The organism is Rhodococcus sp. ZPP (assembly GCF_017656075.1).
GTDB lineage: Bacteria > Actinomycetota > Actinomycetes > Mycobacteriales > Mycobacteriaceae > Rhodococcus_F > Rhodococcus_F oxybenzonivorans.
This window is the reverse complement of sequence record NZ_CP058638.1, coordinates 1,878,001-1,900,849: the sequence shown is the minus strand read 5'-3', so window position 1 is coordinate 1,900,849 and position 22,849 is coordinate 1,878,001. Positions and strand designations below refer to the sequence as shown.

At 65.5% G+C, this 22,849-nt stretch carries 27 protein-coding genes, 1 tRNA gene and 1 pseudogene; 17 read left to right on the top strand and 12 right to left on the bottom strand.

Translation table 11 applies throughout. The annotated features are described in order from the left end of the window. Positions 1 to 25 precede the first annotated feature (25 nt). From HYG77_RS08995 to HYG77_RS08985, 3 genes are all read left to right on the top strand, one after another. Positions 26 to 712: a response regulator transcription factor gene (locus HYG77_RS08995; RefSeq protein WP_109327526.1), complete on the top strand. Its 687-nt coding sequence runs from the start codon at positions 26 to 28 to the stop codon at positions 710 to 712. Beyond that, positions 709 to 1,737, top strand: a complete 1,029-nt coding sequence (locus HYG77_RS08990; protein ID WP_244373561.1) for a HAMP domain-containing sensor histidine kinase — start codon at positions 709 to 711, stop codon at positions 1,735 to 1,737. The genes HYG77_RS08995 and HYG77_RS08990 overlap by 4 nt, the downstream gene beginning before the upstream one ends. Before the next feature lie 80 nt (positions 1,738 to 1,817). After that, positions 1,818 to 3,305: a DUF4173 domain-containing protein gene (locus tag HYG77_RS08985; RefSeq protein WP_208962455.1), complete on the top strand. Its 1,488-nt coding sequence runs from the start codon at positions 1,818 to 1,820 to the stop codon at positions 3,303 to 3,305. A 4-nt stretch (positions 3,306 to 3,309) separates the two neighbouring features. Here HYG77_RS08985 and HYG77_RS08980 read toward each other — a convergent pair whose 3' ends face one another. Further along, complete coding sequence (locus tag HYG77_RS08980) at positions 3,310 to 4,008, bottom strand: HNH endonuclease signature motif containing protein (RefSeq protein WP_244373559.1); 699 nt, start codon at positions 4,006 to 4,008, stop codon at positions 3,310 to 3,312. A gap of 241 nt (positions 4,009 to 4,249) precedes the next feature. Between HYG77_RS08980 and HYG77_RS39525 the strand changes: the two genes are divergently transcribed. After that, positions 4,250 to 4,546 carry a hypothetical protein gene (locus HYG77_RS39525; protein ID WP_244373557.1) on the top strand — a complete coding sequence of 99 codons (297 nt, stop codon included), beginning with the start codon at positions 4,250 to 4,252 and terminating at the stop codon, positions 4,544 to 4,546. A 161-nt stretch (positions 4,547 to 4,707) separates the two neighbouring features. Here the strand turns inward: HYG77_RS39525 and HYG77_RS39520 are convergent, their stop codons facing one another. Continuing rightward, a complete protein-coding gene (locus tag HYG77_RS39520) occupies positions 4,708 to 4,968 on the bottom strand; it encodes a hypothetical protein (RefSeq protein ID WP_244373555.1) in 261 nt (86 codons plus the stop codon). 138 nt (positions 4,969 to 5,106) lie between these two features. Next, a pseudogene (locus HYG77_RS40645) lies at positions 5,107 to 5,229 on the bottom strand (helix-turn-helix domain-containing protein); the annotation flags it as partial. A gap of 178 nt (positions 5,230 to 5,407) precedes the next feature. Here HYG77_RS40645 and HYG77_RS08965 point away from each other — a divergent pair. Together HYG77_RS08965 and HYG77_RS08960 are read left to right on the top strand one after the other, a co-directional pair. Then, entirely contained in the window at positions 5,408 to 5,992 is a 585-nt protein-coding gene (locus tag HYG77_RS08965) for a hypothetical protein (protein WP_208962452.1), read from the top strand. A 103-nt stretch (positions 5,993 to 6,095) separates the two neighbouring features. Continuing rightward, complete coding sequence (locus tag HYG77_RS08960; protein ID WP_208962451.1) at positions 6,096 to 6,452, top strand: hypothetical protein; 357 nt, start codon at positions 6,096 to 6,098, stop codon at positions 6,450 to 6,452. Positions 6,453 to 6,455: 3 nt separating this feature from the next. On the opposite strand, the gene HYG77_RS08955 is transcribed toward HYG77_RS08960, so the two are convergent. Together HYG77_RS08955 and HYG77_RS08950 are read right to left on the bottom strand one after the other, a co-directional pair. Next, positions 6,456 to 6,528: transfer RNA gene (locus HYG77_RS08955), tRNA-Arg, on the bottom strand. A 112-nt stretch (positions 6,529 to 6,640) separates the two neighbouring features. Then, complete coding sequence (locus HYG77_RS08950) at positions 6,641 to 6,898, bottom strand: hypothetical protein (protein ID WP_208962450.1); 258 nt, start codon at positions 6,896 to 6,898, stop codon at positions 6,641 to 6,643. A 204-nt stretch (positions 6,899 to 7,102) separates the two neighbouring features. Here HYG77_RS08950 and cycA point away from each other — a divergent pair, with 204 nt between their 5' ends. Then, entirely contained in the window at positions 7,103 to 8,581 is a 1,479-nt protein-coding gene (gene cycA, locus HYG77_RS08945; protein ID WP_208962449.1) for a D-serine/D-alanine/glycine transporter, read from the top strand. A gap of 113 nt (positions 8,582 to 8,694) precedes the next feature. After that, complete coding sequence (locus HYG77_RS08940) at positions 8,695 to 9,489, top strand: M23 family metallopeptidase (protein ID WP_208962448.1); 795 nt, start codon at positions 8,695 to 8,697, stop codon at positions 9,487 to 9,489. Positions 9,490 to 9,504: 15 nt separating this feature from the next. On the opposite strand, the gene HYG77_RS08935 is transcribed toward HYG77_RS08940, so the two are convergent. After that, positions 9,505 to 9,765: a hypothetical protein gene (locus HYG77_RS08935; protein WP_208962447.1), complete on the bottom strand. Its 261-nt coding sequence runs from the start codon at positions 9,763 to 9,765 to the stop codon at positions 9,505 to 9,507. A 112-nt stretch (positions 9,766 to 9,877) separates the two neighbouring features. Between HYG77_RS08935 and HYG77_RS08930 the strand changes: the two genes are divergently transcribed. From HYG77_RS08930 to HYG77_RS08905, 6 genes are all read left to right on the top strand, one after another. Then, entirely contained in the window at positions 9,878 to 11,386 is a 1,509-nt protein-coding gene (locus HYG77_RS08930; protein ID WP_208962446.1) for a glutamate-cysteine ligase family protein, read from the top strand. 151 nt (positions 11,387 to 11,537) lie between these two features. Then, on the top strand, positions 11,538 to 11,993 hold the full coding sequence (locus HYG77_RS08925; RefSeq protein WP_244373553.1) for an SRPBCC family protein: 456 nt from the start codon (positions 11,538 to 11,540) through the stop codon (positions 11,991 to 11,993). 274 nt (positions 11,994 to 12,267) lie between these two features. Next, on the top strand, positions 12,268 to 13,152 hold the full coding sequence (locus tag HYG77_RS08920) for a universal stress protein (RefSeq protein ID WP_208962444.1): 885 nt from the start codon (positions 12,268 to 12,270) through the stop codon (positions 13,150 to 13,152). A 58-nt stretch (positions 13,153 to 13,210) separates the two neighbouring features. After that, entirely contained in the window at positions 13,211 to 14,251 is a 1,041-nt protein-coding gene (locus HYG77_RS08915) for an LLM class F420-dependent oxidoreductase (protein ID WP_109327549.1), read from the top strand. A 55-nt stretch (positions 14,252 to 14,306) separates the two neighbouring features. Beyond that, on the top strand, positions 14,307 to 15,194 hold the full coding sequence (locus HYG77_RS08910; RefSeq protein ID WP_109334909.1) for a universal stress protein: 888 nt from the start codon (positions 14,307 to 14,309) through the stop codon (positions 15,192 to 15,194). A 5-nt stretch (positions 15,195 to 15,199) separates the two neighbouring features. Continuing rightward, positions 15,200 to 15,835 carry a response regulator transcription factor gene (locus HYG77_RS08905; RefSeq protein ID WP_109327551.1) on the top strand — a complete coding sequence of 212 codons (636 nt, stop codon included), beginning with the start codon at positions 15,200 to 15,202 and terminating at the stop codon, positions 15,833 to 15,835. On the opposite strand, the gene HYG77_RS08900 is transcribed toward HYG77_RS08905, so the two are convergent. Beyond that, complete coding sequence (locus HYG77_RS08900; protein ID WP_244461350.1) at positions 15,832 to 17,451, bottom strand: GAF domain-containing protein; 1,620 nt, start codon at positions 17,449 to 17,451, stop codon at positions 15,832 to 15,834. The genes HYG77_RS08905 and HYG77_RS08900 overlap by 4 nt on opposite strands. Positions 17,452 to 17,591: 140 nt before the next feature. On the opposite strand from HYG77_RS08900, the gene HYG77_RS08895 reads away from it, so the two are divergent. Next, on the top strand, positions 17,592 to 18,215 hold the full coding sequence (locus tag HYG77_RS08895; RefSeq protein WP_208962442.1) for a Tat pathway signal protein: 624 nt from the start codon (positions 17,592 to 17,594) through the stop codon (positions 18,213 to 18,215). Positions 18,216 to 18,226: 11 nt separating this feature from the next. On the opposite strand, the gene HYG77_RS08890 is transcribed toward HYG77_RS08895, so the two are convergent. The 5 genes from HYG77_RS08890 to HYG77_RS08870 form a co-directional block, all read right to left on the bottom strand. Continuing rightward, complete coding sequence (locus HYG77_RS08890; RefSeq protein ID WP_208962441.1) at positions 18,227 to 18,952, bottom strand: hypothetical protein; 726 nt, start codon at positions 18,950 to 18,952, stop codon at positions 18,227 to 18,229. 1 nt (position 18,953) lies between these two features. Further along, positions 18,954 to 19,280: a cupin domain-containing protein gene (locus HYG77_RS08885; RefSeq protein ID WP_109327559.1), complete on the bottom strand. Its 327-nt coding sequence runs from the start codon at positions 19,278 to 19,280 to the stop codon at positions 18,954 to 18,956. A 70-nt stretch (positions 19,281 to 19,350) separates the two neighbouring features. Next, a complete protein-coding gene (locus HYG77_RS08880; RefSeq protein WP_208962440.1) occupies positions 19,351 to 19,749 on the bottom strand; it encodes a hypothetical protein in 399 nt (132 codons plus the stop codon). Between the two features lie 72 nt (positions 19,750 to 19,821). Continuing rightward, positions 19,822 to 20,328 (bottom strand): dihydrofolate reductase, encoded by a 507-nt coding sequence (locus HYG77_RS08875; protein ID WP_208962439.1) that lies wholly within the window; start codon positions 20,326 to 20,328, stop codon positions 19,822 to 19,824. Next, positions 20,328 to 21,128 carry a thymidylate synthase gene (locus HYG77_RS08870; protein WP_208962438.1) on the bottom strand — a complete coding sequence of 267 codons (801 nt, stop codon included), beginning with the start codon at positions 21,126 to 21,128 and terminating at the stop codon, positions 20,328 to 20,330. Before HYG77_RS08870 ends, HYG77_RS08875 begins: the two co-directional genes overlap by 1 nt. Positions 21,129 to 21,215: 87 nt before the next feature. Between HYG77_RS08870 and cobF the strand changes: the two genes are divergently transcribed. After that, complete coding sequence (gene cobF / locus HYG77_RS08865; RefSeq protein WP_208962437.1) at positions 21,216 to 21,956, top strand: precorrin-6A synthase (deacetylating); 741 nt, start codon at positions 21,216 to 21,218, stop codon at positions 21,954 to 21,956. Between the two features lie 18 nt (positions 21,957 to 21,974). Then, the gene (locus HYG77_RS08860) at positions 21,975 to 22,841 is read left to right on the top strand and encodes an Fpg/Nei family DNA glycosylase (RefSeq protein WP_208962436.1); all 867 of its coding nucleotides are present in this window, start codon (positions 21,975 to 21,977) and stop codon (positions 22,839 to 22,841) included. Positions 22,842 to 22,849 lie beyond the last annotated feature (8 nt).

Genomic DNA, 22,849 nt, shown 5'->3' with positions numbered 1-22,849 from the left:
CACGCGCGGGCAATACAGTCGGGGCATGAGCCAGCGAAGAGTGCTCGTCGTAGACGACGAGGCGACGATCTGCGAGTCGGTCGCCGCCAGGTTGCGTGCGGAGGGCTTCGACGTCGTCACGGCGTCCGACGGTCCGGGTGCCGTGGCGGAATGCGAGGCCTCCGAACCGGACCTGCTCGTCCTGGATGTGATGCTGCCCGGATTCGACGGGCTCGAGGTCTGCAGGAGGGTGCAGGCCGCACGGCCGGTACCGGTGTTGATGCTCACCGCCCGAGCGGACGAAACAGACATGCTCATCGGGCTCGGGGTGGGTGCGGACGACTACCTGAGCAAGCCATTCAGCATGCGGGTGCTCGTGGCCAGGGTGCACGCGCTCGTGCGCCGCGCCGAACGGGCCACCGAGGCCGCCTCCAGCGGACAGGCGGGGATGTCGGTGGGTGATCTCGAGGTGGATCTCGTCGAGCGACGGGTCCGGCGCGGTGACGATGAAATACACCTCACGAGAACGGAGTTCGACCTTCTCGCGCATTTCGCGTCTCGCCCACGGGCAGCCATCTCCCGGGAGTCGCTGCTCGCGGAGGTCTGGGGATGGGGTGACGTGGCCGGCAGCAGGACCGTCGACAGCCACGTCAAGGCCCTGCGCCGCAAACTCGGCGGCGACCTCATCCGCACGGTCCATGGTGTCGGTTACGCGCTGGACGTGCAGAAGTGAGCGCCGGTGACCGGGTCGGTGGCGGACGGATCGTCGACAGGTTGCCCCGACCGCTCGATCCTTTTCGGTCGTTCAAAGTCAAGACCGGGTTACTCGTGGTCGCGGCACTGTTCCTCGCCTCCCTCATGTTCTGGGTGACGGCGCGCTGGCCCTTCCGATACGCGCTCGCCCTGGCGATGCTGGTGTCGTTAGCAGTGACCCAGATCCTCGCGCACGGGATGACCTCGCCCCTGCGAGAGATGACGGCTGCGGCCCGCGCGATGGCGACGGGCGACTACTCCCGCCGGGTCCGGTCGACGTCGAGAGACGAAATCGGTGAACTGGCCCGCGCATTCAACTCCATGGCCGAGGATCTCGAGGCAGCGGACCGCTATCGCCGCGAACTGATCGGCAACGTCTCGCACGAGCTCCGCACACCGATTTCCGCACTGTCGGCACTGCTCGAGAACGTGGTCGACGGTGTAGAAGAACCCGATCCGGCCCGGATGCAGGTGGCACTCGATCAGACCGAGCGGCTGGGCCGGTTGGTCGCCGAACTTCTCGACCTGTCGCGCCTGGAAGAGGGTGCGGTGCAACTCGACCGCGAGCGGTTCCCGGTCCGGGACTTCCTCGAGGATGTGGTTCGTCAGGCGGTGGGACCGGCAGGACCACGGCGCGTGCAAGTGGACGTACAGCCGTCCGGCCTCTGCGTCGATGCCGATGTCGCGCGACTCCACCAGGCGGTGACGAACCTCGTCGACAACGCTCTTCGGCACGGCTCCGCCCGCACCCAGGTCGTAGTGCGCGGCCGCCCCGCTCCGGAAAAGGGTGGTGTGATCATCGAGGTGGAGGACGACGGCCCCGGCATCAGCCCCGGCGAGCGCTCGCGGGTATTCGAGCGTTTCACACGCGGGGGTTCGACGGATGGGGGAACCGGGCTCGGACTCGCGATCGCACGCTGGGCGGTCGAATTGCACGACGGCAGCATCGAGGTCGTCGACACGGTGCGCGGCTGCTGCATCCGGGTGACCCTGCCCGCCGGTTGACACGAACACACCAGACACGGGACCCACCGGTCCCGCGATGACGCCTGCCCGAATCCGGGTGATGCAACCAGGGAGGACACATGACAATCGCACCTGCCCAATCAATTCGGCCACGGCGGACACGATCGTGGCCGGGGGGAGTGTGGCGGCGCGACCGCACGTCGATCGCTCCCCGCGCGATCGTCCTCGCCGCCGTCGGAGCCGGCGTGGTCGCTGCTCTCACTCTCCACATCACGGTGGTCGGTGTGGGATACCTGCTGACTGGTACCGCGACCGCACTGGCGGTCTTCGCGACGCGCAGGGTGAGACCCACAGCTGCGCAGGCAGTTGCAGTAGTCACTGCACTCACCCTGCTCGCTGTGCTCAGTGTTCGGGGCGCCGGCTGGCTGGCCGCCGTGTGTGTAGCCCTCAGCTGGGTGGTCGGGTCCTTCGCCGTGGTCGGAGGCAGAACCTGGACGGGTCTGGCCGCCGGTTCGTTCGCGCTGTGGTTCACCCCGCTGCGGGTGATTCGCTGGACACGACGCGGTGCCTCCCGCTGGAGTTCCGCCGAAAGAGTCTCGCTGCTTCATGTTTTCGGCGTGGCCGCCGTCAGCGCGGTCCTCCTGCTGGTGTTCGGATCGCTGTTCGCCAGCGCCGATGCGAAGTTCGCCGAACTCCTCGAACAGGCGACACCCTCGGTGGAGGTGTCCAATTCGGTCGGCAGGCTCGTTCTCGGCACGCTCGTGTGCGGTGGGACGCTGGGCGCTGCCTATCTGCTGAGACGCACCCCACGGGTGGACGCACTCGCCCCCGGTCCTGGTCGACCCGTTGCCCGCTGGGAGTGGGCCTTTCCGCTCGCGCTGCTGAACTTGCTGTTCCTCGGTTTCGTCGCCGTGCAGTTGAGAGTGCTGTTCGGTGGGGACCGGCACGTGTTGACGACGGACGATCTCACGTACGCCGAGTACGCCCGGCAGGGCTTCTGGCAGTTGCTGGCCGTGACGGGGCTGACGCTGCTGGTGATCGCTGTTGCTCTCCGCAAGGCAGCGCGGAGGGAGGCGATCGACCGCACGCTGGTGCGAGTGCTGCTCGGCCTGCTCTGTGTTCTGACGCTCGTCATCGTCGCATCGGCGGTCGCCCGGATGTCGCTGTACGAGAGTCACTACGGGTACACGCAGCTGCGTCTGCTCGTTCTGGTGACCGAACTGTGGCTGGGATTGGTGTTCGTACTGTTGATCGTTGCGGGGCTGCGGTTGTCGGGGCGGTGGTTGCCGTGTGCGGTTCTGGGTTCGGCAGTGTGCGGGGTGCTCCTCCTCGCTGTGGTCGATCCGGACGCCTATATCGCGCAGAAGAACGTGGAACGCTTCGAGGAGACCGGACGCATCGATGTGAGCTACCTGAGGTCGTTGTCGGTCGATGCGGTTCCCGCTCTGGATCGACTGCCGGAGCCGGAACGCTCGTGTGCCCTGTATCGGCTCCAACACGAGGTTGATGAAGGAGCCGAGTGGTACGAGTACAACGCGGCGCGGAACAGGGCCCGCGATCTGTTGGCCGCTCACCCTGTCGGGCGCTGTGATCGGGTCGCGTCGTAGATCGCTAGAACGGCGGATCGTCGCGTGCCGGATCTGACACCGGAATCTGGGTGATGCCGGGGACAATTGGTGCGGATCGTGGTGTTCGGTGAAGTTCTATGAGGTAGTCGAGGTCATGCTCGGCGTGGGAGCGTCGGGTCATCAACGCCAGCGTCCGGTCGTGCCGTGATGTGCGAGCGGTACGGGCGAGATAGACTGCGGCACCTTCGGGTTCGGTGTACATGGTTTCGCCGTGTGGGGTGGTCCATTCGAGATGTCCGGCGCCGCTCTGTTTCACGGTCCACAATCCTCGAGTTTTGAGGCGGTGGTGTCGTCGGCAAAGGCAGGCGAGATTCGAGTCGACGGTGAGACCACCATTCTTGGGATCCTTGTGGTCGAACGGAGTCGTATGGTCGAGGTCGCAATGTCGGGCGGGCACCTGGCAGTTCGGGAAGCGGCACTGTCCGTCGCGGGTACGGATGCGGCGGGACTGCGCGGTGCCGGGTGTGTAGGTGGTGGCGCCGGTGTCGTTACGGATCAGATCCTTCGGTACGCCAGGGTGTTTCACGATGGCACTGATGCCGAGGATGTGGCTGCCGTCGCCGGATACGTCGTTCTCGGTGAGGGCGTGGACGCGTTGGAAGACTCCGTCTGCGGCGAGAAGGCGGGCGGTGTCGGCGTCGATGGGACCGTACCCGTCGAGGCGGGCCGGGGTTTCGTCCAACCCGAGCAGTGTTTCGGCGTTGATTACGGATCAGCGGTGCCCGACGGGTAGGAGCGGGCCTGGTGCGGGTGTGGCAGCCGACGTCCAGGCAGCGGCAGAGGAGTCTGCCGCTGCCGTCTGCGAGTGCGGTCAGGGCGTCGGCACGGCGTTGGGCGAGGGTTCGGGGGTCGCCGGTGCAGACGTCGTGAATGGCCATCTCCCGTAGCCGCATCCCAATGGTGTGGGCGTCGGCCGCGGGGAGATGTCCGTCGACGAAGGACATGCCGTTCTCGGCGGGCCGCACCCGGACATCGCGGTCGGCGGCGGCAAGCTTCGCCCGGCGACGGAGACTGCCGGGATCGTGCTTGGCGATCAGCCGGCGGCAGCGGACTCGGAGCGTGGTGGGTGGTACATTACCGCCCTCCAGCACTGCGGATTCGAGAATGTCGAGGGCGGCATCGCTCACTCCGGTCAGCATGGCGGAGATGACGCGGGCCTGGGCGAGGTCGATCCGGCCGGTCGCGAAAGCCTCGCGCGTTCGGTGGAGACGGTGTCGTAATTCCAGTCCCAACTCGATCGACGCGGTGACCGTTCCTTCATTCATCCCCAGTGCAGCGGACAGTTCGACTGCGGCGTGCATGCCGGAATGCGCGGGATTGATCCCACGTCGCTCGTCTTCGTTCGAGCACAGGTAGTAGTAGTACCCTCCGACAAGTCCTGTCAGCTTGGGGCGAAGGACGCCAGCACTGTCTTGGTGATGTAGGACGCGGCGTCGCCCGGATCGAGCCGTCCGGCATCGACTTCGGTTGCTGCGCAGTGCACGACACTGTGGAGAACGGCGGCCAACCACGACGTGGGCAGATCGTTTCGGAACACGCCTTCGCTCCGCCCGCGCTCGAGGAGCTCCCCGACGGGAACCAGCATCCCGTCGTGGGCGGCACGTATCTGGGCGGCGGGCAGGCTGCGTTCGGCGGCGGCCACCAGTGCACCGGCATCGGCAGTGAGTGACCAGGAACCGGCGACGAGCCGGTGTATGGCCTCCCGTGGATCACCGGAGAGGTCGATGACAGCAAGGGCGTGTTCGGCGGCGGTGAGTGCGCGTGTGACGACTGCGTCGACGAGGTCGGCGCGAGTCGGGAAGTGTCCGTAGAGCGTGACCCTCCCGACGCCGGCGGCTTTCGCGATGTCGCCGATGCTGGCGTCCGGGTCGGAGCTCAGACATGCGTGAGCTGCGTCGAGGATCGCTTCGATGTTGCGTTCCGCGTCCGCGCGGCGTCGGCCGGACTTCCTGGGTACCTCGCTGGTGCTCGTGGCTCCTCTTCCTCTTGTCGAACAGTTGTGTACAGGTTACGCTGCAAATAAGTTGAACATGCATGTTCAACTTGAGGACTTGATCGCTGACACGCGAGGGGAAGTCGATATGAGCACCACAGTCACACGGCACACTCACCACCCGGCCCATTCCGTCCTGCAACGCTGGCCGACCCTGTCTGCCGTCGTATTCGCGATGTTCGTCATGTTCGATGGCGGCACCGATCTCGCGCCGGTCCTCGCCGCCGCCGCTCTCGTGTATCTAGGTGCCGCACTGCTGGGGCGCAGAAGCTCCGCGTGGCCGCTGTTCTTCGGGACGGTCGTAGTGATCACCGCGGGAAAACTGGCGGAGCGTGCCACGGACGTCGGCGTCGACGTCACATGGGTGCTGTTGGGGTTCGGCGTCATCGGAATCGGCTACGCGGTGGGCCGAGCGGTGGTGGGGCAGACGTTCCGGGTGCAGCCTGCGGTCCTGGCGATGGCCGCCTACGGTGCAGTGGCGGCCACGGCCGTCGTGGTCGCGCCCACAGTGGGGGCCTTCCTCGTCGGCTCCGGTTTGCTCGCTCATGCGGCGTGGGACCTCTACCACTACCGAGCGAATACGGTGGTCGACCGCTCCCTCGCGGAGTTCTGCGGTGTCCTCGACGCGGTGCTCGGGTTGGCGGTCATCGGCATCGCATGCGCGGCACTCTGAGATGTGAGTGACTGTGCGTCACAACTAGTTTCACTCACCGCTCGTGGGGGAGAAGATTTCGCGCTCCGGTCCCCGGTGGCGGCCGTCGCACTACACTCAGCGGATGAGAAATGCGATCGATGTTGCCCACGACTTGTCGCAGATCGCCGAGCCCTTCCTCGACGCCGGTGCCCGAAGTCGGGTAGATGAGTTCCTGGACAGGGGTGAAGGACGCATCGCTGTCGAGACAATCCTGCATGCTGCAGTTGCCGGCCAGTTCACCATTCCCCGCCCCCTGCTGCACGAAGTGACGTCATGCTTCCTGGCCGGCACCGGTTCCGAGCAGGTCGTGGCGGACCTTCGCTCGCTGGTCGACGCCGCACTGCAACACAACCGAGGAGTCGCCACAGATCGAGTCACAACCGATCGAGTCGCAACCGAGGCGTCATCACGCGTCGATTACGAGCTGAGACTGGGCTGACAGTGCCCTCGGCAGGATTCGAACCTGCGACCTACCCTTTAGGAGAGGGTTGCTCTATCCCCTGAGCTACGAGGGCGCGTGTACACCCGTGGCGTACGCCGTGGTGAGTGTAGCGGGAATTGTGGTGCGCTCGCGATCCGGAGTGCAGAGTCGGCAACAGATGTCCTGGTGAAGCCAATGCCTGGCAGTCAAGAGACGGCGTGCCGAGCGCGGGAGGTGGCGTTCCGGTAGTCGAGGCCGCAGACCCGCATGACCTGACCGAGCGTGAGGTACCCGTCCATGGTCGTGGCCTTCGCGAACTTGCCGTCCGCGCGCACGGCGACGGTCACGGTGGTGCGGTCGCAGTCGATGCGTGCGAGTTCGTACTCGTCCACACCGTTGCTCGCACGGGCGGCGGTCCGCACGGCGCCCTGTGCGTACGCGATCTCGATGAGGTCGTCGATCATGAACTCAGCTCCTGCCTCGGTAAGTTCTAGGAAGGTTAGCCTTAGCTGGGTGTGGCCTGTCAACCCCTGCCTTCGAAGACGCTGCCCTCGAACGCGAGCCTCGGGGAAATCGCGCGTAACGTGACCCACGCTTTTGTGGGGTGCGCTTCTCGGGCGCCAGACCCCGAGGGCGTGGCACGTACGACGAAAGGGTTGCGGGTTTCCATGGCTGACCGAACATCCTCGACGGGCGCGATCGGATCGGAATCGGGCGAAACTCCGTCCACCGGATCAGCGGAAGCACCGCATCTGTCGCGGCAGCTGGCCAACCGTCATATCCAGCTGATTGCGATCGGTGGAGCCATCGGCACGGGCCTCTTCATGGGCTCCGGCAAGACGATCTCGCTGGCAGGGCCGTCGGTGATCTTCGTGTACATGATCATCGGCTTCATGCTGTTCTTCGTCATGCGGGCGATGGGTGAACTTCTGCTCTCGAATCTGCAGTACAAGTCCTTCTCCGACTTCGCGGCAGACCTTCTCGGCCCGTGGGCCGGATTCTTCACCGGCTGGACGTACTGGTTCTGCTGGATCGTCACCGGAATCGCCGACATCATCGCCATCTCGGGTTACGTGCAGTACTGGTGGCCGGACCTGCAATTGTGGATTCCAGCGGTCGTCGCCATTGCAGCGTTGCTTCTGCTCAACCTCCCCACCGTGCGGGCGTTCGGCGAGACCGAGTTCTGGTTCGCTCTGATCAAGATCATCGCGATCGTCAGTCTCATCGTGGTGGGTCTCGTCATGGTGTTCGCCCACTTCACGGCTCCGAACGGTGCTCAGGCCGGCTTCGACAATCTGTGGAACGACGGTGGCATGTTCCCCACTGGAGCAATGGGATTCGTCGCCGGATTCCAGATCGCGGTGTTCGCGTTCGTGGGCATAGAACTGGTCGGCACCACCGCGGCCGAAGCGAAAGATCCGGAGAAAAACCTTCCGAAGGCGATCAACTCCATCCCCATCCGCATTCTGCTGTTCTACGTGGTGTCGCTGATAGTGATCATCTCGGTCACGCCGTGGCGTGAGGTGGTTCCCGGTGAGAGTCCCTTCACGGCGATGTTCTCGCTCGCCGGTCTCGCGATTGCGGCGGGAGTGATTCAGTTCGTGGTGTTGACCTCTGCCGCGTCGTCGGCCAATTCGGGTATCTACTCGACGTCACGGATGGTTTACGGTCTCGCCCGCGAGGGTGACGCACCCGCCCGATTGGGCACGCTCAGCTCGCGCCGGGTGCCCGCCAACGCCTTGATGTTCTCATGCACGTTCCTGCTGTCGGCCATCGCGCTTCTCTTCTCCGGCGATTCCGTGATCGAAGCCTTCACGACGGTGACGACGATCTCGTCCGTGCTCTTCATGTTCGTGTGGACGATGATTCTGGCCAGTTACCTGGTCTACCGGAAACGTCGGCCGGAACTGCACGAGGCGTCGGCCTTCAAGATGCCCGGCGGTGCGGTGATGTGCTGGGTGGTGCTGGCCTTCTTCGTGTTCCTGCTTTGGGCTTTGACGCAGGAAGCGGACACGCTCGCGGCGCTGCTCGTCACGCCCATCTGGTTCGTCGTGCTGGGTATCGCCTGGGCGGTGGTGCGGACGCGCGCCCCGCACAAGGCCCGCTATGCCGAATTCCGCGCCGAACTCGAGCGGCGCAAAACATAAAGATTCGGTCACGGTGGCGCTGGCCTATATCGTTTTGTTACATTCGTCGCCAGACAGAGGAGCCCACCCCACACGGGGCGTGCTGCAATCCGACGACTGACGAGGTATCAACTGTGGGTTCCCACCACCGCTCGAACGGCAATTCGCTCCGATTCGAGATCGATCCGGACGCGGCGCGCGGGCGCCATCGCACTGCGCAGACCGGAGCGGGAGTGGGCATGAAGGCAGCCACGGTTGCGGCGGCCACCGGCGCCCTCGTCGTCGGCGCAGCCCAGCTCGGAGCGGGCAGCGCGGCCGCTGCCCCGGCCGACTCGCACGCTGTCGAGCCGGTAGCCCCGCACACCGCTCCCGGCCTTCCCTTCGAGATTCCGGCGGGCGTCCTCCCTGCCGGAGTCGAATTGCCCGCAGATTTGGGGGCCGCCGTCCAGAACTTCGGCGGACCCGACCTGGGGGCACAGGCACAGCAGTGGCTGAGCTCGGTCAACCCCGTCAAGCCGCACGCGGTACAGCCGGTCTCGGGCACCCTCACATCCAACTTCGGCTCGCGCTGGGGGGCGCACCACGGCGGCATCGACATCGCCGCTCCCATCGGTACCCCCGTCCTTGCGGCCGCCGATGGTCAGGTCATCGACGCCGGCGCTGCGTCCGGTTTCGGCCTGTGGGTGCGGTTGCTTCATGACGACGGCACCGTGACGGTGTACGGGCACGTCAACGACTACACCGTCGCCGTCGGGCAGCGTGTCTCCGCCGGACAGCAGATCGCTCACGTGGGCAACCGTGGTCAGTCCACCGGCCCGCACCTGCATTTCGAGGTCCATGACGCCGCCGGAAACAAGGTCGATCCCGCCCACTGGTTGAAGAAAAACGGCGTGGCTGTCACGTGGGGCGACGCCGGCGCCAACGCCTGAGTCTTATTCCGGGTCTTATTCCGGCTCGAGATCCGGGTCGTTACGGAAGACGAGGGGCCCACCGTCGAGGGCTATCGCCCATCGGCGCGACACGGCCCAGTTGCGGCCGTAGGACTCGTCGGTGATGTCCTGGACGCCGCCGAACTCGTCGACGATGACGCCCGTCTCGAGTGGCCACTCCTTCTCAGGAAGCTCGGGATCGACCGAATGGCGGGTCTTCACCCGCGTTCCCACGCTGAACTCTGGTTTACTCCTCGAGTCGGTGTGAGGTGTCATCTCGGATCCTTCCGCTCACCAGCGTCTGGTTCGAGGTTATCCCGCCACCCCGGTCTCGTGCCGACCGAACGGATATGCTCGCGGAACCGAAGTCGCAGAGCAGAGGAGTGGCATGGGCCGCGAGGTCACCTCTCGGACATTCAGCCGAGCAGATCGACGTTTGTTCCGCCAGAAGGTACTGATGTGCGCCGACGCGCTCGAACGCATGCTGAAGGAAGGCGCTTTCCGGGACGACATCGACCCCCCACGACCGATGCTGGGCATGGAGATCGAGTTCAATCTCGTGCACGCAGACATGATGCCGGCGATGTCCAACAATGCCGTGCTCGAGTCGATCGGCGACGACGCGGTGTTCCAGACCGAGCTGGGTCAGTTCAACGTGGAGATGAACGTCAAACCGGGGCCGCTTGTCGGTGACGGGACGTTCGACCTCGAGCGCACGCTGCGGGCATCACTGTCCGTCGTCGATGCCCGGATCCACCGCCACGACGCACAACTGGTCATGATCGGGATGCTGCCGACCCTCGAGCTCGAGCACCTGGATCGCGAGTGGATCTCGGCCAACCCTCGGTACGAACTGCTCAACGAGCAGATCTTCGCGGCACGCGGAGAGGACATCGAACTCGACCTCGAGGGCGTCGCTCTCGAAGGCCGTCCGCAGGAGCAACTACGTGCCGACAGCAATTCCGTGGTCCCCGAGGCAGCATGCACGTCACTGCAACTGCATCTGCGAGTGGCACCCGAAGAGTTCGCTGCACACTGGAATGCTGCGCAGTGCCTCGCAGGTGCACAGGTCGCGTTGGCAGCCAACTCGCCGTTTCTCGCGGGGAAGGCGCTGTGGCACGAATCGCGCATACCGATCTTCGAGCAGGCCACCGATACCCGACCCCTCGAGCTCGAGAATCAGGGCGTCCGGCCACGGGTGTGGTTCGGGGAACGGTGGATCTCGTCCGTCTTCGACCTGTTCGAGGAGAACTCCCGGTACTTTCCGGCGCTTCTTCCGGAGGTGACGGATGTCGACCCCGCGGCCGAACTGGACGCCGGCCGCATTCCCGACCTGAGTGAACTGCAAATGCACAACGGCACCATCTATCGCTGGAATCGTCCCGTCTACGACTGTGCCGACGGCAAACCGCACCTGCGGATCGAGAACCGGGTGTTGCCCGCCGGCCCCACCGTGCTCGACATCATGGCCAACGCGGCCTTCTACTACGGCGCATTACGAGGACTGGTCGAAGCCGATCAACCCGTATGGACGCGGATGTCGTTCAACGCGGCGGAGGAAAACCTCCGCGCCGGGGCCCAGCACGGCATGGATGCCGAGATGTACTGGCCGGGTGTCGGCACGCTGGGAGCGGACGAGTTGGTTCTGCGGAGGTTATTGCCGATCGCCGACCAGGGACTGACGGCCTTCGGCCTGTCGCAGAAAGCGCGGGACCGCTACCTCAGCGTCATCGAGGGCCGATGCCTCACCCGGCAGACAGGGGCGGCGTGGCAGCGCGTGCAGGTAGTTCGTCACGAGGACGCCGGGATGAACCGGCGGGACGCGCTCGCCGCCATGATGCGTCAGTACGTCGAGAACATGCGTGACGGGAGCCCTGTCCACACGTGGCGAGTGTGAACCCCGGACGGTGACGAATCCTCCCCGTCGACGGCCGCCGTCCGGTGCTTCGATGAGCTAACCATGGGTGACACCGGCGCGGCTCGGGAGGACGATAAAAACGGACCGGTCTTATTTCATCGGGTCCATTCATCTGCCATCCGTACAAGGAATGATTGCCATGCCGGTTACCGAGCAGTCCGTCGTCATCGCCCGCCCTCCCTCGGAAGTCTGGAATTATCTGACCGTCGCGGAGAACTGGCCCTCGTGGGAAGCGTCGATCGTCGAATGCGAGCAGCTCACCGATGGGGACCCCGGGGTAGGCACCCGGTGGCGCGGAGCAACGCGGATCCTGGGTAAGCGATTCGAGTGGGTCAGCGAGTTCGTCGAATATCAGCCGGCGAAGGCCGGTGTATCCAAGTCGGTGGAGGGCCAGATCGGGTTCACAGCGTCAACGAGACTCGAAGAGGTCGACGGCGGCACCCTGTTCACCTATCGCGTCGACAGCGAAAGTGGTCTCGGAGGCATCTTCGGCAAGTTGGCGGACCCCATCGTCAACAAGGCGTACTCCCGCACGGTGCGTGCGAGTCTGGACAACCTCGCCGACCTGCTCACCACCGAAAGCTGAACTCGGAAAACGTGCACCACCCCGCCGTCGAACAGAGATGTGATGTCGGTGACAGCGGTGTCGATCAACCGTCCGTCGGTGGCGGGTCGCGCCGTCGTGATGTACTCGACCAATGCATTTGTCCAACAACCCCTTTGGAATCTACACACGGGACTATCCGCAGAGCGCCCGACCCGCGAAAGGGCTGGAGTCTCTGGTGCGTGGTGATGCCGGCCCGTTGCTGAAAGATGAAGGGCGGCAGACCCGAATTGGCGACCGGGGATAGTGTGGAGGCATGAGCGCACGGGACCGCAACAGCGTCGTCGTCGGGGTCGACGGGTCGGACAGTTCCAAGGCTGCGGTGCGACTGGCGGCTGAACTGGCCACCGAACGCGGACTGAATCTGAAAATCATCCACGCGCTCGATTTCGCCCCGTACGGTTTCGGTGGGCCCTACATGGACTCGGGCGGTGTGTACGAGTGGGTCGAGGCGAGCGGGAAAACGATCCTCGCCGAAGCCCAGGAACAGGCGTACGTGGTCAACCCCATCATCGATGTCTGCACCGAGCTGTCCATCGGCAGCAGCGCTCAGTGGCTCGTCGACCTATCCGAGACCGCGCGGATGGTGGTGGTCGGAGCATCGGGGTCGGGAGCGGCGGCGACGGCCCTGCTCGGCAATACCGCGATCAACGTCACCAGTCACGCGCATTGCCCGGTGGTGGTGGTACGCGGTGACGCGCACTCCGGCGGCCCCGTCGTGGTCGGGGTCGACGGGAGTCGCACCAGCGAACGCGCGATCGCCGTGGGCTTTCACGAGGCGTCGTTGCGGAACGCGGCGCTGGTGGCCGTCCACGTCTGGAGCGACCTCGGCCCGATGACCTTCGACGACCCCCGCAACGCCGCGCTGGTGCCCGCCGGCCTCGAGGAGGACGAGCGGGCAGTGCTCGCCGAGCGGCTCGCCGGCTGGCAGGAAAAATATCCTGACGTGCAGGTTTCCCGAAAGGTCTACGTCGACAACCCGCGTGCCCGTCTGCTGGGATGGTCGAAGAAGGCGCAGCTCGTGGTGGTCGGCAGCCGCGGCCGGGGCGGGTTCACCGGGATGCTGCTCGGCTCGACCAGTAACAGTCTGGTGTGCGGCGCCCATTGTCCCGTCGTCGTCGTGAGGCCTGAACGCCCCTGACGCCATCGGCGGCAGTAGTGTGCTGAGTTAGAGAAGAACGCCAGGATTGGGGAGCGACGTGCGCATCGGTATGGGCTTGAACTACAGCGGCGGATTCGCCGAAACGGTCGAAGAGGTCGCAGACCTGGAGAGGGCGGGCCTCGACATCGCGTTCGTGCCCGAGGCCTACTCGTTCGACGCGGTGAGCCAGCTCGGCTATCTGGCCGCCAAGACGTCCACGCTCGAACTGGCCTCGGGAATTTTCCAGATCTACACCCGTACGCCGAGCCTGACCGCCATGACGGCCGCCGGTCTCGACTTCGTGTCCAACGGACGCTTCGTGATGGGTCTGGGCGCGTCGGGCCCACAGGTGATCGAGGGCTTCCACGGCGTCAAGTACGACGCACCGCTCGGCCGCACTCGCGAGGTCGTCGAGATCTGTCGTCAGGTGTGGCGTCGTGAGAAGGTTCAGTTCCAGGGCAAGTACTACCAGGTGCCGCTTCCTGCGGACAAGGGCACAGGCCTCGGCAAGCCACTCAAGATCATCAACCACCCTGTGCGTGAGCGCATTCCGATCATCATCGCCTCGCTCGGCCCCAAGAACGTCGAGCTGACGGCCGAGATCGCGGAGGGCTGGGAGCCGATCTTCTACTACCCGGAGAAGGCGGCAAGTGTGTGGGGCGAGCCACTGGCCAAGGGCAAGGCAAAGCGCGACCCCAGCCTCGGTGAGCTGCAGGTTTATGCGTCGCCGGCGCTCGCTATCGGTGAAGACGTGGAGCACATGCTCGACTGGGTTCGCCCGAGTCTCGCGCTGTACATCGGCGGCATGGGTGCCAAGGGCAAGAACTTCTACAACGACCTCGCGGTCCGGTACGGCTACGAGAAAGAAGCCGAGACGATCCAGGATCTCTATCTTGCAGGCAAGAAGGACGAGGCCACCGCGGCGGTCCCCGACGAACTCGTCCGGGCCGTCTCGCTGATCGGACCGGAGAGTTACGTGGCGGAGCGCGTCGCGGCGTTCGCCGAGTCCGGCGTCACCACCCTCACCGTGTCGCCGCTGGCCGCCGACCGAGCCGGCCGCGTCGAGTTGGTCGAGAAGCTGCGCAAGATCTGCGGGTAACCGAACCACCGAATTGCCGTGCCTGGAAGCAGGTGTGAAGGAGGGGAAGGCGATCATGACCGGACACAAGCCGATCATCGTGGGTGTCGACGGGTCCGAGTCGGCGTCCGCTGCCGTCGTGTGGGCGGCCAGGACTGCAGCTGCGCTGTCCCTGCCATTGCACATCGTGACGGTGGTGCACATCCCCGCCTTCTACTACACCGAGCCCTATCTGGCCGAGAGCTTCAAGGAAGAGCTGGCCGACACGGCCAAGGCCCGCCTCGGCAGTGCCCGCGTACTGGCCAAGCAGACAGTGGACGGCAGCCTCGACATCACCACCGAGCAGCACGAGGGCAAGGTGAGTCAGACGCTGATCGCCCTGTCTGCCGACGCGCACATGGTGGTTCTCGGCTCGCGCGGGCACGGTGAGTTCACCGGGTTGCTCGTCGGTTCCACCACATCCTCGGTGGCGGCCCACGCGCAGTGCCCGCTCGTGGTGGTGCGTGGCCGCACACTCGACGGGCGGCCGCCCACCGAAGGTCCGATCGTGGTCGGCGTCGACGGTTCGGAAAGTAGCAAGGCGGCAGTGGACGTCGCCTTCGCGCAGGCGTCGGCGACGTCGTCGACGTTGGTCGCGGTCAACGTGTGGAGTGACGTCAGCGTTCAGCCTTCGCTCGGTGCAAGCCCGGACGACCCCTTGTGGGGGGGTATCCAAACCGGGGAAGAGGTAGTACTTTCCGAGCGGCTCGCCGGCTTCCAGGAGCGGTATCCCGACGTCACGGTCGAACGCGTCGTCGCGCGGGATCGTCCGGTGCGTGTCCTCAGTGAATTCGCCGAGAAGGCGCAGCTCGTCGTGGTCGGCAGCCGTGGGCGCGGCGGCTTCACGGGCATGCTGCTCGGTTCCACCAGTAATGCCCTGATGCATACCGCCGACTGTCCGGTGATGATCGTGCGAGAACAGTAGCAAGCATGACCACGCGAGTGTTTCTCGTCGACGACCACGAGATCGTTCGCCGGGGCCTTCTCGACCTCTTCGGCAGCGTGCCGGATCTGGAAGTGGTCGGGGAGGCGGGTTCGGTAGCGGAGGCGTTGGCCCGGTTGCCCGCCAGCGGTGCGGATGTCGCCGTCCTGGACGTCCGGCTGCCGGACGGCAATGGTGTGGAGCTGTGCCGGGACCTTCGAGCCGCCCTGCCTGCGCTCCGCTGCCTCATGCTCACGTCGTATTCGGACGACGAGGCGTTGTTCGACGCGATCATGGCGGGTGCGTCCGGTTTCGTCCTCAAGCAGATTCTCGGCACCGACCTGGTGTCCGCGGTCCGTACGGTGGGACAGGGGGGGTCGCTACTCGACAGCCGTGCCACGTCGGCGCTGATGCAGCGCATTCGGTCCGAGCGGAGGGAAGATCCGCTCGCGCAACTGTCGGAACAGGAACGGGCGGTGTTCGAGCTGATCGGGGAGGGTCTCACCAACCGGGAGATCGCCGAGCGGCTGTTCCTCGCCGAGAAGACGATCAAGAACTACGTCTCGCGGCTGTTGGCCAAGCTGGGAATGCAAAGGCGCACTCAGGCAGCGGTATTGGCGACGGAGCTGCGGCGCCGGACCTAGGAGATGGGTACTCGCCATGTGACGAGTGTGCCCGAGGGGCCCGTCTCGACGGTGCAGGTGCCGCCGCACAACTCGGCCCGGCGATCGAGATTTGCCAAGCCGCTACGGTCTCCTGGCGTGATGCCGATTCCGTCGTCCTCTACGGTGATGGTGAGTTCGTCTTCGGCTGCGATGCAGATGTCGATCGTGGTCGCGCGAGCATGCCGCAGCGCGTTACTCAGGGCTTCACGCAGGACTGCCTCGGCGTGTTGATGGATCCGGTTCGGTACGAGTGTGTCGATGGCGCCGGCGAATTGAACGTTGGGAGCGATCGGTGACTGCGCCGTGAGATCACTGACCACGTCGAGGAAACGTCTGCGCAGGCTCGTCGCGGACGCGGCATCGGTGGCCTGAAGATCGAAGATGGTGGTACGGATTTCGCGCACCGTCCGATCGAGTTGCTCGACTGCGGTGGCCACGATGGAACGCACCGCCTCCGGCACATGTCCGTCGGCGTCGGTGCTCCGCAGGCTCATACCCGTGGCGAAGAGACGCTGAATCACGTTGTCGTGCAAGTCCCGGGCTATCCGGTCGCGATCGGCGAGTACCGACAACAGTCGCTGTTTGCGCTGTTGGTCCGCGAACTCGACTGCCACAGCGGCGAGGTCGGCCACCGACTCGAGCCGAGCAACCTCGTCGGGGTCCCACGGCACGTTCCCGCGGGCGGTGACCACCAGGACGCCGCCGACCCCAGATGCCGTCGACAACGGAAGAACGGCGGCGCGACCGGCATCCGGCGAGAACGGTGCCAGACCGGCCAATCCTGTCAGCAGAGCGGGAGTCCGGGAATGCTGGACCTCGGCCAGCGGCTCGGCGTGTGCAGCGATCCGATAGGCGTCGGGAAGGGGACGTGCGGCGGTATCCGCTCCCACCACGGCGCCGTCGCCCTGCGTGACGACGATGAATACCTCGTCGCCGCTCGACAATTCGCGTACCTGCCCGGCGAGGGTGCGTAGGGTCTCGTCGAGTGAGCCACCGACCATCAAGCGCGACGTGATGGAGGCGACCGCCGTCAGCCATCGCTCGCGCGTCCGCGACTCCTCGAACAACCGGGCGTTGTCCACGGCCACCCCGGCCGACGTGGCGAGAGCGAGCAGGATCATCTCGTCCTCTTCCGTGAACTCGGGACCGCTGCGTTTCTCGGTGAGGTAAATGCTGCCGAACACGGTCCCGCGCATCATGATGGGCGCGCCGAGGAAGCTACTCATCGGTGGGTGGCCGGGCGGAAGGCCTACAGATGCGGGATGGCGGGAGAGGTTCGGCAGACGGACCGGGCGCGGGTCGTTGATCAGTAGGCCGAGCAGCCCGCGACCTTCCGGGAAATGGCCCATCCCGGCGCGCTCGTCCGGGGTGATGCCCCGAAACACGAACTCGGCCAGACCGCCATCGGGGGCACGCACACCCAATGCGCCGTAGCGGGCGTCGAGCAGCGAGGTGGCCGAATCGACGATGCGCTGCAGGGTCGAATCGAGTTCGAGACCTGACCCCACCACGAGCACCGCCTCGAACAGACGCTGCAAACTCTGACGGGTGGGTACGACCTCGCTGAGGCCTCCGCGAGGCAGTCTCATCCTCATCCCGTGCTGGTCGTCCCGTCCCATGTCAGCAGCATAGGTGCGAGCGGGAGGTAACGCCGGGAACTGGGGTGTCGATAGAGGCGCGAGAGTGTTTACTCATTCGAAGTAACGCTTATCCATGAAGGACGAGGAGAAGAAGAATGAATCGACGGCACTTCGGACGACGGATCGCGGCAGGCCTGACCGCTGCAGTGGCAGCGACGATGATGTTTACCGGGGCGGCTTCGGCGCAGCCCACAGATTCAGTTCCGGCTGTCGACCCCACCACGGCGATCGCCAAGCTGCGGACCGCTGCAGCAGGTAATCCGGACGCCGAGGCCGCCATCGAACGGCTGGCACTCTCACCGACCGATGCGGCCGCGATGGACATCGCCCTGCCGGGCCAGATCTTCCAGGTTCCCGCGTACTCCGACACCGGTCAGGGCGGACCCGTCCTCGGCCAGCTGTACGGCGCCGGAGTGGCAACCAACATGAGCAACCAGTTCCGCTTCGGGTTCTTCGGGGGACCGGGGACCATCGCTGCCGACCAGGCCGGTGCCCAGCTCGAAGTCGTGTATTACAGCTTCGCCACCGGTGCCAGTGGCGTCGTCAAGCTGGACCAGAACAACGTAGCCGTTCCCACCGTCATCTCCACCCCGCCGGTCGCGGGTCTCGGGGGCGGCCTGGTCGTGGCGGCCGTGTACGGGTCGCTGAATCATCAGGTCGGTCCGAACATCGTCAAGAGCACAATCTGGTGGCCCAGTCTGGGGTCGGTGCTCGCCTGACAGTCGAGCAACTAGGTGGCGGGTCCGGCCGGCGGCCGGGCCCGCCACCACTCCGTCCAGCGCTGCTCGAGCTCGCGGAACTCTTCCTCGTCCAGGCCGTACACGGCCAGCAGTATCTGAGCACCACCGTGCGGGCGCGCAGAGTTGACCGGCTGCTCGCCGAACTGCAGCAGTCCGGGGCCGAGATCGTCGACGCTGACCGCGGTCTGGTGCTCGCCGACGAAGCACACCACGCCGGACAGCAGGTCGCCCGTCGCAGAGACGGCGCTGAAGTGAGCGCCCGGCCTCGACCCGGTGATCTTGTCGAGGCCCAGCAGATGCTGCGCCGAATCTCCCTGCGCGACCGGGCCTTCGAGAAACAGCGTGCGCCGCTCCGCCAATCCGTGCCGCTCGATGCCGAATTTCAGGAACTGCAGAAACGTGGTCCAGCCCTCGGTGACGTCGTCATACCAGTCGGCCGCGTCCGGGCTGCTGTCGCGGGACGGCCGGGTGATCCGCACGAGGGTAGTGCCCTCGTGTTCGTGGAGTGTGAAGAGGTCACCCCCGGCCAAGGCCAGGCTGTACTCGGCAGGGTTCTCGGTCACGTCGCGGAAATAGATTTCCTGGATCTCCGCGTCGAGGCCGTCATAATCCCATCCGTGCCAGCGCCGGATCAGTTCCGGATCCCGTAGCGCGGGCCACACCACGGACGGCGCCGCAGCCACGGACACCTCGATCACCGGTTGCGTGTCGGTCATGTCACATGGCGACGGTGAGCAGGAAAGCCACGTCCTCCAGCGCTTCGACGCTGTGCCGGTCACTCGGGAGAACCAGGAAATCGCCCGAGGAGCCTTTCCACGAATCCTCGCCCGACACCAGGTTCAGCTTGCCGCTGAGAATGAACAGTGTGCCTTCACCCGGGCTCTCGTGCTCCGCCATCTTCTGACCTGCGGTGAGCGCGACGACGGTCTGACGGAGACTGCGCCGGTGGCCGCCGTACACGGTCTGCGAACTGCGACCGCTGGACGTCCCGCCTGCCAACTTCAGTTGCTGACGGGCAAGGGCGGTCAGTGACTTCTTGTCCATGAGTCGAGTATGACCCAACGCGCGCACCGTCACCCGGTGAATGGGGTAACGGTGCGGTCGTGGTGCTGTGTCAGCGACGGGCGAGTGTCCACCCCTGCAGCGCCGCGAAGGCCCCGACCACAGCGGCCTGCAATACAGCCCAGGCAGCTCCGGCAGTGGTGAGATGCTGCCATCCCGCGAGTACGAGTGCCAGGCTGGCGACCACCCACGCGGCATTGGCGACGATGACGGCCTCGACGGCCGCGGTTCGCGGGCGGTCGGGCGTACTCACCGACCACACGCCCACGGCGAAGGCGAGGAGGAACACCCCGATGACCCGCAGAAAACCCGTCGTCGGACCGAGAAGGCCGTCGAGTAGGCCGGCGGCAACGAGATAGGCAAGCCCGTTGGCGCCCGTGACGACGGCGTCGAGGCGCAATACTAGGCGCAGCGGGGAGAGGGCGGTTCGGGCTTCGAGTGCGGCGATCATGTCGGCGATCCTCACGTGAGACGAGTGAACGGGTACATCACTCAGACTCGCGCCGAAACCGAATGGTCTCAATTACCTCGCAGGTAATGCCCGGGTGTAGGTAATCCACCGATACCGGGTGCCGTTCTTCGCCGATTCGAGCCACTCACCGGTGTCCTCGGCGTACCAGGAGTCGTCGATCGGCGGCGCCCAAGCATCGCCGTCGACCGTGACGTCGACTTCGGTGACGAACAACCGTGTAGCGAAAGGCATTGCTGCCCTGTAGATCTCGCCGCCGCCCATGATGCAGACGTCCTCGTTCGCCAGTGCCAGCGCCGATGCGAGCCCGGACGCGGTCTCCGCGCCCCCCGCCATCCAGCCCGGCTGCCTGGTGACCACGATGTTGCGCCGCCCCGGTAGTGGCCGGAACTTTGCCGGCAACGAGTCCCAGGTCTTGCGGCCCATCACCACGGGGTGTCCCTGCGTGACCTTCTTGAAGTACGCCATGTCCTCGGGCACATGCCACGGAATGGTGTTGTCGCGGCCGATGACGCCACCGTTCGCCTGCGCCCAGACCAGGCTGACCTGCCGTGCGCCCACTAGACGGCCACCGGAGCCTTGATGGCCGGGTGATGGCGGTAGTCGACGATCTCGACGTCCTCGAAGGTGTAGTCGAAGATCGAATCCCGCTTGTTCAGCTTCAACGTCGGATACGGAAACGCTTCCCGGCTCAGCTGCTCCGCGACCTGGTCCACGTGATTGTCGTAGATGTGGCAGTCGCCGCCCGTCCAGATGAAGTCACCCGGTTGGAGTCCGGCTTGCTGCGCCACCATATGGGTGAGCAGCGCGTAGCTGGCGATGTTGAACGGAACACCCAGGAACATGTCGGCGCTGCGCTGATACAGCTGGCACGACAACCGGCCGTCCGCCACGTAGAACTGGAAGAACGCATGGCACGGCGCCAATGCCATCTGCGGGATGTCGCCGACGTTCCACGCCGACACGATGATGCGCCGCGAATCCGGATTGGACTTCAGCGTCTCGATGGTCTGGGTGATCTGATCGATGTTCTCACCCGAGGGGGTGGGCCAGCTGCGCCACTGCACGCCGTAGACCGGGCCGAGTTCACCGTTCGCGTCGGCCCACTCGTCCCAGATGGTCACGCCGTTGTCCTGAAGCCATTTCACGTTCGAGTCGCCGCGCAGGAACCACAGCAGCTCGTAGACGATCGACTTGAGATGCACCTTTTTGGTCGTGACCAGCGGAAACCCGTCCGCCAGATTCCACCGCATCTGATGACCGAAGACACTTCTCGTGCCGGTTCCGGTGCGGTCGGCCTTCGGCGTGCCGGTGTCCAGCACGAGTCGGAGGAGGTCTTCGTACGGGGTCGGCACAGTCACGGCGTTCAGTTTAGGCGGCTCCGCCGCCCGTGAGTGGTCTGCGGGTCCCTGGACTCCTCGACCACTCACGAGCGATAGCCTTCGCCCATGCGTGAACTTCTCGTGATCGGCATCGGCGCCGGCGACCCCGACCAGGTGACCATCCAGGCGATCAAGGCGATGAACAAGGCTGATGCCTTCTTCGTCATCGGCAAGGGAGACGAGAAGCAGGACCTCGTCGACCTCCGCACCACCATTCTCGAGGAACACGTCACTGGTCCGTATCGGGTGGTCGTCATCGCCGACCCGCCGCGGAACCGCACGCCCGACGACTACGAGGGCGTTGTAGACGACTGGCATGAGCGTCGCGCGGCAGTGTTCGAGGAGAAGTTTGCGGCCGAACCGGGAGTCGGGGCGATCCTCGTGTGGGGTGACCCGTCGCTCTACGACAGCACGTTGCGGATCGTCGAGCGAGTACTCGCCCGCGGAAATGTGTCGTTCGACTACTCGGTGATCCCTGGCGTGACCAGTGTGCAGTCGCTGGCGGCGGGACACCGGATGGTGCTCAACCGGATCGGTGAACCCATTCACGTCACCACCGGTCGCCGGCTTGCCGAGGGACTCCCCGAGGGCGTCGACAACGCGGTGGTGATGCTCGACGCGAACACGACGTTCACCCAAGTACCCGGCGAGGACGTGCAGATCTGGTGGGGCGCCTACCTGGGCACCCCCGACGAGGTCCTCATCTCCGGTCGCCTCCGCGACGTCGAAAGCGAGATCCAGCGGGTGCGGGCCGAACTTCGCGAGCGCAAGGGCTGGATCATGGACACGTACCTGCTGCGGCGGTAGGTCCGTTAGCCTGGTGCCATGCCCGAGCTGCCGGAGGTGGAGGCGTTAGCCGAGTTCCTGCGGAAACACGCCGTGGGAGCGGTCGTCGGACGGGTGGACGTGGCCGCGCTGAGTGTCCTGAAGACGTTCGACCCGCCGATCACGGCGTTGCAGGGCCGGGATGTGACGGGTGCTGCGCGTTTCGGTAAGCACCTGGCCCTCGATTGCGACGGGGTGTGGTTGGTCACGCATCTCTCCCGCGGAGGATGGTTGCGCTGGACCGACAACCCGTCGGCCGCCCCGCCGAAGCCGGGGAAGGGTCCGCTCGCGTTGCGGCTCCACTTCTTCACTCCGGAGGGGGCGACACCGGCGTTCGACCTCACCGAGGCGGGAACGAAGAAGCGGCTCGCGGTGTGGGTGGTGCACGACCCGCAGGAAGTGGAGGGGATCGCGCGACTCGGCCCCGACGCCCTGGAGGTTACCGAACCGGAGTTCGCCGCGCTGCTCGAGACCTCCTCAGCGCGGATAAAGAACGCCCTGGTCGATCAGTCTCTGCTGGCCGGCGTGGGCAATGCGTACTCGGATGAAATACTCCACACGGCGAAGATCTCACCGTTCGCGACGTCGAAGACACTGCCGGAGGATTCCGTCCACATTCTGTACGACACGATGCGCACGGTGCTGACCGATGCCGTCGAACGGTCACTCGGTCAGGATGCCGCGCGGCTCAAGGGGGAGAAGAGATCCGGTATGCGGGTGCACGCGCGCACAGGTCTGCCCTGCCCGGTGTGCGGCGACACGGTCCGGGAAGTGTCGTTCGCGGAGAGGTCTTTTCAGTACTGTGCCACGTGTCAGACCGGCGGCAAGGTGCTCGCGGATCGGCGGATGTCCAGGCTGCTGAAGTAGCTCTCCGC

What these genes read in the sequence shown, in the direction of transcription:
- HYG77_RS08995 (WP_109327526.1), top strand. Translation starts at nt 26, where the DNA reads ATGAGCCAGCGAAGAGTGCTCGTCGTAGACGACGAGGCGACGATCTGC.
- HYG77_RS08985 (WP_208962455.1), top strand. Translation starts at nt 1,818, where the DNA reads ATGACAATCGCACCTGCCCAATCAATTCGGCCACGGCGGACACGATCG.
- HYG77_RS39525 (WP_244373557.1), top strand. Translation starts at nt 4,250, where the DNA reads ATGTCCGTCGACGAAGGACATGCCGTTCTCGGCGGGCCGCACCCGGAC.
- HYG77_RS08965 (WP_208962452.1), top strand. Translation starts at nt 5,408, where the DNA reads ATGAGCACCACAGTCACACGGCACACTCACCACCCGGCCCATTCCGTC.
- HYG77_RS08960 (WP_208962451.1), top strand. Translation starts at nt 6,096, where the DNA reads ATGAGAAATGCGATCGATGTTGCCCACGACTTGTCGCAGATCGCCGAG.
- HYG77_RS08950 (WP_208962450.1), bottom strand. Translation starts at nt 6,898, where the DNA reads ATGATCGACGACCTCATCGAGATCGCGTACGCACAGGGCGCCGTGCGG.
- cycA (WP_208962449.1), top strand. Translation starts at nt 7,103, where the DNA reads ATGGCTGACCGAACATCCTCGACGGGCGCGATCGGATCGGAATCGGGC.
- HYG77_RS08935 (WP_208962447.1), bottom strand. Translation starts at nt 9,765, where the DNA reads ATGACACCTCACACCGACTCGAGGAGTAAACCAGAGTTCAGCGTGGGA.
- HYG77_RS08930 (WP_208962446.1), top strand. Translation starts at nt 9,878, where the DNA reads ATGGGCCGCGAGGTCACCTCTCGGACATTCAGCCGAGCAGATCGACGT.
- HYG77_RS08925 (WP_244373553.1), top strand. Translation starts at nt 11,538, where the DNA reads ATGATTGCCATGCCGGTTACCGAGCAGTCCGTCGTCATCGCCCGCCCT.
- HYG77_RS08920 (WP_208962444.1), top strand. Translation starts at nt 12,268, where the DNA reads ATGAGCGCACGGGACCGCAACAGCGTCGTCGTCGGGGTCGACGGGTCG.
- HYG77_RS08910 (WP_109334909.1), top strand. Translation starts at nt 14,307, where the DNA reads ATGACCGGACACAAGCCGATCATCGTGGGTGTCGACGGGTCCGAGTCG.
- HYG77_RS08905 (WP_109327551.1), top strand. Translation starts at nt 15,200, where the DNA reads ATGACCACGCGAGTGTTTCTCGTCGACGACCACGAGATCGTTCGCCGG.
- HYG77_RS08900 (WP_244461350.1), bottom strand. Translation starts at nt 17,451, where the DNA reads ATGAGGATGAGACTGCCTCGCGGAGGCCTCAGCGAGGTCGTACCCACC.
- HYG77_RS08895 (WP_208962442.1), top strand. Translation starts at nt 17,592, where the DNA reads ATGAATCGACGGCACTTCGGACGACGGATCGCGGCAGGCCTGACCGCT.
- HYG77_RS08890 (WP_208962441.1), bottom strand. Translation starts at nt 18,952, where the DNA reads ATGACCGACACGCAACCGGTGATCGAGGTGTCCGTGGCTGCGGCGCCG.
- HYG77_RS08885 (WP_109327559.1), bottom strand. Translation starts at nt 19,280, where the DNA reads ATGGACAAGAAGTCACTGACCGCCCTTGCCCGTCAGCAACTGAAGTTG.
- HYG77_RS08880 (WP_208962440.1), bottom strand. Translation starts at nt 19,749, where the DNA reads ATGATCGCCGCACTCGAAGCCCGAACCGCCCTCTCCCCGCTGCGCCTA.
- cobF (WP_208962437.1), top strand. Translation starts at nt 21,216, where the DNA reads ATGCGTGAACTTCTCGTGATCGGCATCGGCGCCGGCGACCCCGACCAG.
- HYG77_RS08860 (WP_208962436.1), top strand. Translation starts at nt 21,975, where the DNA reads ATGCCCGAGCTGCCGGAGGTGGAGGCGTTAGCCGAGTTCCTGCGGAAA.